The organism is Pseudomonas sp. ICMP 460, assembly GCF_002723595.1.
In the GTDB taxonomy this organism is placed as follows: domain Bacteria; phylum Pseudomonadota; class Gammaproteobacteria; order Pseudomonadales; family Pseudomonadaceae; genus Aquipseudomonas; species Aquipseudomonas kitaguniensis.
Genome location: NZ_LKBR01000008.1, coordinates 154,095 through 163,736, shown reverse-complemented (window position 1 = coordinate 163,736; position 9,642 = coordinate 154,095). Strand labels below are relative to the sequence as shown.

7 protein-coding genes are annotated in these 9,642 nt (G+C 61.1%); 5 read left to right on the top strand and 2 right to left on the bottom strand.

Features of this window, described 5'->3' with window-relative positions:
• Positions 1-332: 332 nt before the first annotated feature.
• A complete protein-coding gene (gene tcdA / locus AO240_RS08545; RefSeq protein WP_371918608.1) occupies positions 333-1,142 on the bottom strand; it encodes a tRNA cyclic N6-threonylcarbamoyladenosine(37) synthase TcdA in 810 nt (269 codons plus the stop codon).
• A 218-nt stretch (positions 1,143-1,360) separates the two neighbouring features.
• Here tcdA and AO240_RS08540 point away from each other — a divergent pair, with 218 nt between their 5' ends.
• From AO240_RS08540 to AO240_RS08525, 4 genes are all read left to right on the top strand, one after another.
• Entirely contained in the window at positions 1,361-3,952 is a 2,592-nt protein-coding gene (locus tag AO240_RS08540; protein WP_099236174.1) for a glycosyltransferase, read from the top strand.
• 252 nt (positions 3,953-4,204) lie between these two features.
• Positions 4,205-5,356 (top strand): succinyl-diaminopimelate desuccinylase, encoded by a 1,152-nt coding sequence (gene dapE, locus AO240_RS08535; RefSeq protein WP_099236173.1) that lies wholly within the window; start codon positions 4,205-4,207, stop codon positions 5,354-5,356.
• Positions 5,356-6,165, top strand: a complete 810-nt coding sequence (locus AO240_RS08530; RefSeq protein WP_099236172.1) for a putative RNA methyltransferase — start codon at positions 5,356-5,358, stop codon at positions 6,163-6,165. The genes dapE and AO240_RS08530 overlap by 1 nt, the downstream gene beginning before the upstream one ends.
• A 54-nt stretch (positions 6,166-6,219) precedes the next feature.
• Positions 6,220-6,597: a hypothetical protein gene (locus tag AO240_RS08525; protein WP_058413617.1), complete on the top strand. Its 378-nt coding sequence runs from the start codon at positions 6,220-6,222 to the stop codon at positions 6,595-6,597.
• Between the two features lie 116 nt (positions 6,598-6,713).
• Here AO240_RS08525 and AO240_RS08520 read toward each other — a convergent pair whose 3' ends face one another.
• Positions 6,714-6,923 (bottom strand): cold-shock protein, encoded by a 210-nt coding sequence (locus tag AO240_RS08520; protein ID WP_099236170.1) that lies wholly within the window; start codon positions 6,921-6,923, stop codon positions 6,714-6,716.
• Between the two features lie 180 nt (positions 6,924-7,103).
• Between AO240_RS08520 and plsB the strand changes: the two genes are divergently transcribed.
• Positions 7,104-9,623, top strand: coding sequence for a glycerol-3-phosphate 1-O-acyltransferase PlsB (gene plsB / locus AO240_RS08515; protein ID WP_099236168.1), 2,520 nt, complete (start codon positions 7,104-7,106; stop codon positions 9,621-9,623).
• Positions 9,624-9,642 lie beyond the last annotated feature (19 nt).

Genomic DNA, 9,642 nt, shown 5'->3' with positions numbered 1-9,642 from the left:
AGAAGCGCCCCGTTAAACCACGATGGCCGCACGCAGGCTTGAATCCGTGGGTAACCCGGCAGGACGCCGGGTTAGCCGCGCTGGGCCAAGGATGGCCGATCGCGGCGGCCCACGGATTCAAGCCTGTGGGCGGGCATGCCGAGCCTAAGCGAGGCACCGAGTGGTGGGGCGAGGACCTTTTGGTTACTTTTGGGTCCTTTCAAAAGTGACTCGCTGTAAGAGCGAAACCAATACAAGCCATAACCCAAATAAAGGATATACACCCAACCTGAACAACACCCCCAAGCCAGCTTGCCGCGCCACAGCGCTAAATCAAAGATGCCGTGGTCGGCCTAAACGGTTTTAACCCGCTCCGAAGGCCTGCGCACCCCAGCCACAATCTTGTCCACGGCTTTAGTCGCCGCCACCATGCCAAAGGTCGCCGTCACCATCATCACCGCGCCAAACCCACCGGCGCAGTCCAGCTTCACCCCGTCCCCCACAAAGCTCTTCTGCAAACAAATGCTGCCGTCCGGCTTGGGATAACGCAATTGCTCGGTCGAAAACACACACGGCACGCTGTAATGCCGCGTCACCGTGCGCGAAAAACCATAGTCACGGCGCAACGTAGAGCGCACTTTCGACGCCAGCGGATCGTTAAAGGTGCGGTTCAAATCACACACCTGGATCAACGTCGGGTCGATCTGCCCACCCGCACCGCCGGTGGTAATAATCTGAATCTTGCGGCGCTTGCACCAGGCAATCAGCGCAGCCTTGGCGTTAACGGCGTCGATGCAGTCGATCACGCAATCGATGTTCGGCGTGATGTACTCGGCCATGGTCTCGCGGGTCACAAAGTCCGCCACCGCATGCACCGTGCAATCGGGGTTGATGCCGCGCAAGCGCTCAGCCATCACCTCGACCTTGGGCTTGCCCACCGTGCTGTCCAGCGCGTGCAACTGACGGTTGCTGTTACTCACGCAGACATCGTCCAGGTCAAACAGCGAAATCTCGCCCACCCCGCAACGGGCGATGGCTTCCGCCGCCCAGGAGCCCACGCCGCCGACGCCGACGATCGCCACATGGGCTGCTTTCAAGCGTTCCAGGCCTTCAATGCCATACAAGCGGGCAACGCCTGCAAATCGCGGATCTTCTGTGCTCATGACCATTACCCCAAAAACCGGCGCGCATTATAGGGCTACGCAGCCACAAGTTTTAAGCTACACGCTCCAAGTTAAGAACTTAGATGAACTTTCGCTGCCCAATGTGCGGTTTTTCCTGGCCTGCTGTACGCTCAAGGAAGCGCCGGTGTAGGATGCGCGCCGTTCGGCGCAGGCCGGCACCTCTTTTCGTTCCACACCCTTTGGAACCCGAAACAGCTATGGCATCGCGTAAATTTGGACTCAACCTGGTGGTGGTGCTGGCAATTGCCGCGCTGTTCACCGGCTTCTGGGCGCTGATCAACCGCCCGGTTACCACCCCTAACTGGCCTGAGCAGATCTCCGGGTTTTCCTACTCGCCGTTCCAGCAAGGCCAATACCCGCAGAAAGACCAGTACCCCAGCGACGACGAGATGCGTCAAGACCTTGCGATCATGAGCAAGCTGACGGACAACATCCGTACTTATTCGGTGGACGGCACCCTGCAAGACATCCCCAAGCTGGCGGAAGAGTTCGGCCTGCGCGTAACGCTGGGGATCTGGATCAGCCCGGACCTTGAACGCAACGAACGCGAGATCCAACGCGCCATCGAGTTGGCCAATACCTCGCGCAGCGTGGTGCGGGTGGTGGTCGGCAACGAAGCGTTGTTCCGTGAAGAAATTACCCCTGAAGCGCTGATCGTGCTGCTCGACCGCGTGCGCGCCGCCGTGAAAGTGCCGGTGACCACCTCCGAGCAATGGCACATCTGGGAAAAGTACCCGCAACTGGCCAAGCACGTCGACCTGATTGCCGCGCACATCCTGCCGTTCTGGGAATTCATCCCGATGGACAAGGCCGGCCAATACGTACTCGACCGTGCCCGAGACCTGAAAAAACTCTTCCCGAAAAAGCCGTTGCTGCTGTCGGAAGTTGGCTGGCCGAGTAACGGACGCATGCGCGGCGGCAATGAAACCTCGCCTGCCGACCAGGCCATTTACCTGCGCACGCTGGTCAACAAGCTCAACCGCCAGGGCTACAACTACTTCGTGATCGAGGCCTTCGATCAGCCGTGGAAAGTCAGCGACGAAGGCTCGGCCGGCGCTTATTGGGGCGTATACAACGCCGCGCGCCAGCAAAAATTCAACTTTGAAGGCCCGGTGGTCGCGATTCCGCAGTGGCGCGTGCTGGCCATCGGCTCGGTGGTGCTTGCGCTGCTGTCGCTGACCTTGCTGATGATCGACGGCTCGGCCCTGCGCCAGCGTGGCCGTACCTTCCTGACCTTTATCGCGTTCCTGTGCGGGTCGGTGTTGGTGTGGATCGGCTACGACTACAGCCAGCAATACAGCACCTGGTTCAGCCTGACTGTTGGTTTCTTGTTGGCACTCGGCGCCCTCGGCGTGTTTATCGTATTGCTCACCGAAGCCCACGAACTGGCGGAAGCGGTGTGGACCCACAAGCGCCGGCGTGAATTCCTGCCGGTGGAAGGCGATTCGCACTACCGCCCGAAAGTGTCGATTCATGTGCCGTGCTACAACGAGCCGCCGGAGATGGTCAAACAGACCCTCGACGCCCTGGCCGCCCTCGATTACCCGGACTTCGAAGTCCTGATCATCGACAACAACACCAAAGACCCGGCGGTGTGGGAACCGGTGCGCGACTACTGCGAAACCCTCGGCCCGCGCTTCAAGTTCTTCCACGTCGCGCCGCTGGCCGGTTTCAAGGGCGGCGCGCTGAACTACCTGATCCCGCACACCGCCAAGGACGCCGAAGTGATCGCGGTGATCGACTCGGACTACTGCGTGTCGCCGAACTGGCTCAAGCACATGGTGCCGCACTTCGCCGACCCGAAAATCGCCGTGGTGCAGTCGCCGCAGGATTACCGCGACCAGAACGAAAGCACCTTCAAGAAGCTCTGCTACGCGGAATACAAAGGCTTCTTCCATATCGGCATGGTCACGCGTAACGACCGCGACGCGATCATCCAGCACGGCACCATGACCATGACCCGTCGCTCGGTGCTCGAAGAACTCGGTTGGGCTGACTGGTGCATCTGCGAAGACGCCGAACTTGGCCTGCGCGTGTTCGAGAAAGGCCTGTCGGCGGCGTATTACCACGACAGCTACGGCAAGGGCCTGATGCCGGATACCTTTATCGACTTCAAGAAACAGCGTTTCCGCTGGGCCTATGGCGCGATTCAGATCATCAAGCGTCACACCGCAAGCTTGCTGCGTGGCAAAGGCACCGAGTTGACCCGTGGCCAGCGCTATCACTTCCTCGCGGGCTGGCTGCCGTGGGTGGCGGATGGCATGAACATCTTCTTCACCGTTGGCGCCCTGCTGTGGTCGGCGGCAATGATCATCGTGCCCACCCGTGTCGACCCGCCGCTGCTGATTTTCGCGATTCCGCCGCTGGCGTTGTTCGTGTTCAAGGTGGGCAAGATCATCTTCCTCTATCGTCGTGCGATGGGCGTGAACCTCAAGGACGCGTTCTGCGCAGCACTGGCCGGGTTGGCGTTGTCGCACACCATCGCGAAAGCGGTGCTGTATGGCTTCTTCACCACCAGTATTCCGTTCTTTCGTACACCGAAAAACGCGGATAACCACGGCTTCTGGGTCGCGATTTCCGAAGCCCGCGAAGAAATGTTCATCATGCTGCTGTTGTGGGGCGCGGCGCTGGGGATTTACCTGGTGCAGGGCCTGCCGAGCAATGACATGCGCTTCTGGGTGGTGATGCTGCTGGTGCAATCGCTGCCATACGTGGCAGCGTTGATCATGGCGTTCCTCTCGTCGCTGCCAAAACCTGCGGCGAAGGCTGAGCCGGTAACGGCCGTGTAAAAACTTGCGCAATGCACTAAACGGCGGCCTCTGGCCGCCGTTTTGCTATAAGATAACGGCCGTTTTGCAAGACTTGGCCTAGCCCTGCTTTCTGTGGGAGCTGGCTTGCCTGCGATGGCATCGCCGCGGCGTACCTGCCAGACCGCGGCGCCTGCATCGCAGGCAAGCCAGCTCCCACATTGAATCTGCGCCCATTCAGGTTGTGTATTCCACACTCGTCCTGCGCCCATCACACGCTTCCGGAGTTTTCCCATGACGGCCCATGCCGACCTTTCGCCGACCCTTCAACTCGCCATCGACCTGATCCGTCGCCCCTCGGTGACGCCGATCGACGCCGACTGCCAGAAGCTGATGATGCAGCGCCTGGGCGACGCCGGTTTTGCGCTTGAGCCCATGCGCATCGAAGATGTGGACAACTTCTGGGCCACCCACGGCAAGCACGCTGGCCCGGTGCTGTGCTTTGCCGGCCACACTGACGTGGTGCCGACCGGCCCGGTGCAGGCTTGGCAGAACGACCCGTTCGACGCGCTGATCGACGACAACGGCATGCTCTGCGGGCGTGGCGCGGCAGACATGAAAGGCAGCCTGGCAGCGATGCTGGTAGCGGCCGAGCGTTTCGTCGGCGACTACCCGGACCACAAGGGCTCGGTCGCCTTCCTGATCACCAGCGATGAAGAAGGCCCGGCGCACCACGGCACCAAAGCGGTGATCGAGCGTCTGGCGGCACGTAAAGAGCGCCTCGACTGGTGCATCGTCGGCGAACCGTCGAGTACTGCGCTGGTCGGCGACGTGGTCAAGAACGGCCGTCGCGGCTCGCTCGGCGCCACCCTCACGGTGCGCGGCGTACAAGGCCACGTGGCCTACCCGCACTTGGCGAAGAACCCGATTCACCTGGCCGCACCCGCCCTGGCGGAACTCGCCGCCGAGCATTGGGATGACGGCAACACGTTCTTCCCGCCGACCAGTTTCCAGATCTCCAACCTCAACTCCGGCACCGGCGCCACCAACGTGATCCCCGGTGACCTGACGGCAGTGTTCAACTTCCGCTTCTCCACCGAGTCCACCGTTGAAGCCCTGCAACAGCGCGTTGCGGCGATCCTCGACAAGCACGGCCTGGACTGGCACATAGAATGGGCGTTGTCGGGCTTGCCGTTCCTCACCGAACCGGGCGCGCTGCTGGATGCGGTGTCGGCCAGCATCAAAGCGATTACCGGCCGTGACACCAAAGCGTCCACCAGCGGCGGCACGTCGGATGGGCGTTTCATTGCCACCCTCGGCACCCAAGTGGTGGAGCTGGGCCCGGTTAACGCGACAATTCACCAGGTTAACGAACGCATCCTGGCCAGCGACCTCGATGTGCTCACCGAAATCTATTACCAGACCCTGATCAAGTTGCTCGCCTGATGCTCGCTTGCCCCCTTTGCAGTGCACCGCTCAACCCCGTCGAGAATGGCGTCGCATGCCCGGCCGGGCACCGTTTCGACCGGGCGCGCCAGGGCTACCTGAACCTGTTGCCGGTGCAGCACAAAAACAGCCGCGACCCGGGCGATAACCTCGCGATGGTCGAGGCGCGCCGCGACTTCCTCAACGCCGGGCACTACGCGCCAGTGGCCAAGCGCTTGGCCGAGCTGGCCGCCGAGCGCGCGCCGCAACGCTGGGTAGACATCGGTTGCGGCGAGGGCTATTACACCGCGCAAATCGCCGATGCCCTGCCCCACGCCGACGGCTATGCGCTGGACATCTCCAAAGAAGCGGTCAAGCGCGCGTGCAAACGCAACCCGGCGCTGACCTGGTTGATCGCCAGTATGGCGCGTGTACCGCTGGCCGATGCGAGCTGCCAGTTCCTCGCCAGTGTGTTCAGCCCGCTGGACTGGGATGAGGCCAAACGCCTGCTCAGCCCGGGCGGCGGCTTGATGAAGGTCGGCCCCACCGCCGGCCACCTGATGCAATTGCGCGAGCGCCTGTACGACGAAGTGCGCGAGTACACCGACGACAAGCACTTGGCGCTGGTGCCGGACGGCATGAGCCTGGCGCACAGCGAAACCCTTGAGTTCACGCTGAGCCTGGCTGAACACACAGACCGCGCCAACCTGCTGGCCATGACGCCCCACGGCTGGCGTGCCAGCGCCGAACGCCGTAACGAGGTGATCGAAGCGGCCGAGCCGCTGCAGGTCACGGTGTCGATGCGCTACGATTATTTCGTGCTTCAATAACCGACTTTTAAGCATCCGCGAATGGATTTTCGAATCCCGCAACGAGGAACATCCATGCGCCAACCTGATATTGAGATTTACCTGAAAGACGCCGACGTCGACTACAAGGCCATCGCCGCCTGGCTGGGCGCCGCACTGGGCCCGTGCACCGACTGGGTCCAGCGAGGCCAGACCTACAAGTGCAAGGCCGGCAGCGTGCCGGTGACCTGGCTGCCTAAAGCCGTGGGCAAATGGAACAGCCTGTACCTGGAAAGCGACCAGACCCCGTGGGACGACGACATCGCCTGCGCCCGCGCCGCGTTTGCCGCGCTGAACGTCGAAGTGCGTTGCGCACCGGGCAGTTGGGTTGAGGAAGAAGGCGAAGAAAGTGCCGACACCTGGATCCGCATCAGCGCAGACGGTGAAGAGCAGATCACCTGGAAAACGGCTTGAAAACAGCTGCGAGCGGCAAGCTTCAAGCGGCAAGTTAGAGCGCTTGCAGCCTGCCACTTGCAGCTTGCAGCTTGCAGCTTGAAGCTTGAAGCTTGCCGCTGCCCCTTGCCCTACGGTTATAGGCCGACCACATCCTCGGCCTGTAACCCCTTCTCGCCGGTTACCACGGCGTATTCCACCTGCTGGCCTTCGGCCAACGAACGGTGGCCATCACCGCGAATGGCGCGGTAGTGCACAAACACATCCTTGCCGTCTTCGCGTTGAATAAACCCATAGCCTTTTGCATCGTTGAACCACTTCACATTGCCGAGTTCGCGCGTTGCCATTTTTTTACTCCCACATGCTTTTTATTGTTGAGTCGCTCGCATTGAACTGCCGAGTATAAGACAGGCTCAAAAACCATCAACTCAAGTTTATATCGCCGCTTTTTTGCCGATTTTCGGCGAATACGGCACACTACCCGCCCGAGCGCCTGCTCGGTTTTTTCCACTTCAAGCAGCACGCCTATGACCCGCTCTCCGTTCCGCCGTCTGGTGTTTGGCACCTTGCGCCGACTGTTGTACCTCTGGGTTCGGTCGGAGACCATCAACCAGTCGTCCCTCACCCTTAACCTCGACCGCAGCCGGCCGGTGTTTTATGTGCTGCAATCGCCCTCCCTCAGCGAATTGTCGGTGGTCGATAAAGAGTGCACCAAGGCCGGCCTGCCGCGCCCGGTGCTGCCGGTATCGGTGGGCCCGCTGATGGAGCCTGCGGCGTTCTTTTACCTCACGCCCGAGCCGGACTGGCTAGGCCGCCAAGACAAGCGCGGCGCGCCGCCAACCCTGACCCGCCTGGTCAACACCCTGACCGAGCACGCCGAAGAGAATGCACAAATCATTCCCGTCAGCGTGTTCTGGGGGCAGTCGCCCGAAAGCGAGTCCAGCCCGTGGAAACTGCTGTTTGCCGACAGCTGGGCCGTGACCGGGCGCCTGCGCCGGTTGCTGAGCATCCTGATTTTGGGCCGCAAGACCCGCGTGCAATTCTCCGCGCCTATCAACCTGCGTGAATTGATCGAGCACAATAAAGGTCACGAACGGACAGTGCGCATGGCGCAACGCATCCTTCGTGTGCACTTTCGTAACCTGAAGACCGCAGTGATCGGCCCCGACCTGTCGCACCGCCGTAACCTGGTGAAAGGCTTAGTCAACATGCCGCTGGTGCGCCAGGCCATTCTGGATGAGGCCGAGCGCGAGAAAATCACCCCGGAAAAAGCCAAGGCCCAGGCCCTGCGGTACGGCAACGAGATCGCCTCGGACTACACCTACACCGCGATCCGTTTCCTTGAAGTGGTGCTGAGCTGGTTCTGGAACAAAATCTACGACGGCATCAAGGTCAACAACATCGAAGGCGTGCAACAGGTTGCCCAGGGTTACGAGGTGATTTACGTGCCTTGCCACCGCAGCCATATCGACTACCTGCTGCTGTCCTATTTACTCTTCAAAAACGGCCTGACGCCGCCGCATATCGCCGCTGGCATCAACCTGAACATGCCGGTGATCGGCAGACTGCTGCGCCGTGGCGGTGCGTTTTTCATGCGCCGCACCTTCAAGGGCAACCCGCTGTACACCTCGGTGTTCAACGAATACCTGCACACCCTGTTCACCAAGGGCTTCCCGGTGGAGTACTTCGTCGAAGGCGGGCGCTCACGTACCGGGCGCATGCTGCAACCCAAAACCGGGATGCTGGCGATCACCTTGCGCAGTTTCTTGCGCTCATCGCGCATGCCGATCGTCTTCGTGCCGGTGTACATCGGCTACGAACGCGTGCTGGAAGGCCGTACCTACCTCGGCGAGCTGCGCGGCGCGAGCAAGAAGAAAGAGTCGATTTTCGATATTTTCAAAGTGGTCGGCGCGCTCAAGCAGCGCTTTGGCCAAGTCGCGGTCAACTTCGGCGAACCGATCAAGCTGGCCGAGTTTCTTGATGCCGAGCAACCCGATTGGCGCACCCAAGAGCTTGGCCCGAACTATAAACCTGCGTGGCTCAACCAAACCACGCACCGGCTCAGCGAGCAGGTGGCACGCCACCTGAACGAAGCCGCCGCGGTGAACCCGGTTAACCTGGTGGCCCTGGCGCTGCTCTCCACCACGCGGCTGGCGCTGGATGAACAGGCCATGGCGCGCCAGTTAGACCTGTACCTGGCGCTGCTGCGCCGCGTGCCGTACTCGCCGCATACCACCTTGCCGGAAGGCGATGGCCTGGCGCTGATCAAGCACGTCAAGGACATGGACCTGCTGTCGGAACAGAGCGACGCCTTGGGCAAGATTCTGTACCTGGACGAGCAAAACGCGGTCCTGATGACCTACTACCGCAACAACGTGCTGCACATCTTCGCCCTGCCCGCGTTGCTCGCCAGCTTCTTCCAGAGCAGCTCGCGGATGAGCCGCGAACAGATCCTGCGCTATACCCACGCGCTGTACCCGTACCTGCAATCGGAGCTGTTTATCCGCTGGTCGCTGGAAGCATTGGACGCAGTAGTCGACCAATGGCTGGAGGCTTTCGTCGAACAAGGCCTGCTGCGCTTCGAAAACCAGGTGTACCTGCGCCCGGCCCCAAGTTCACGGCACTTTGTGCTGCTGACGCTGCTGTCCAAAAGCATCGCCCAGACCCTGCAACGCTTTTACATGGCGATCTCGCTGCTGCTCAACAGCGGCCGCAACAGCATCAGCGCCGAAGAGCTGGAAGACCTGTGCACGATCATGGCCCAACGCCTGTCGATCCTGCACGGCCTGAATGCCCCGGAGTTCTTCGACAAAAGCCTTTTCCGACATTTTATTCAGACGTTGCTGGAGCAAGATGTGCTGCGCCGCGACGAAGCGGGCAAGTTGAGCTATCACGACATGCTTGGCGAACTGGCTGAAGGCGCGGCAAAACGCGTGCTGCCGGCGGATATTCGCCTGTCGATCCGCCAGGTCGCCTTGCACCGCGTCGACGGTGCGGTCGAGGCGCCCGGCGAACCTGAGCCGCTCACGTCTGAAGAAAGCCGCTAGATTGAACGAGGCGCCGGGT

Excerpts from the sequence above, each read along its gene's own strand:
- tcdA (WP_371918608.1), bottom strand. The coding sequence starts at position 1,142 with ATGAGCACAGAAGATCCGCGATTTGCAGGCGTTGCCCGCTTGTATGGC.
- AO240_RS08540 (WP_099236174.1), top strand. The coding sequence starts at position 1,361 with ATGGCATCGCGTAAATTTGGACTCAACCTGGTGGTGGTGCTGGCAATT.
- dapE (WP_099236173.1), top strand. The coding sequence starts at position 4,205 with ATGACGGCCCATGCCGACCTTTCGCCGACCCTTCAACTCGCCATCGAC.
- AO240_RS08530 (WP_099236172.1), top strand. The coding sequence starts at position 5,356 with ATGCTCGCTTGCCCCCTTTGCAGTGCACCGCTCAACCCCGTCGAGAAT.
- AO240_RS08525 (WP_058413617.1), top strand. The coding sequence starts at position 6,220 with ATGCGCCAACCTGATATTGAGATTTACCTGAAAGACGCCGACGTCGAC.
- AO240_RS08520 (WP_099236170.1), bottom strand. The coding sequence starts at position 6,923 with ATGGCAACGCGCGAACTCGGCAATGTGAAGTGGTTCAACGATGCAAAA.
- plsB (WP_099236168.1), top strand. The coding sequence starts at position 7,104 with ATGACCCGCTCTCCGTTCCGCCGTCTGGTGTTTGGCACCTTGCGCCGA.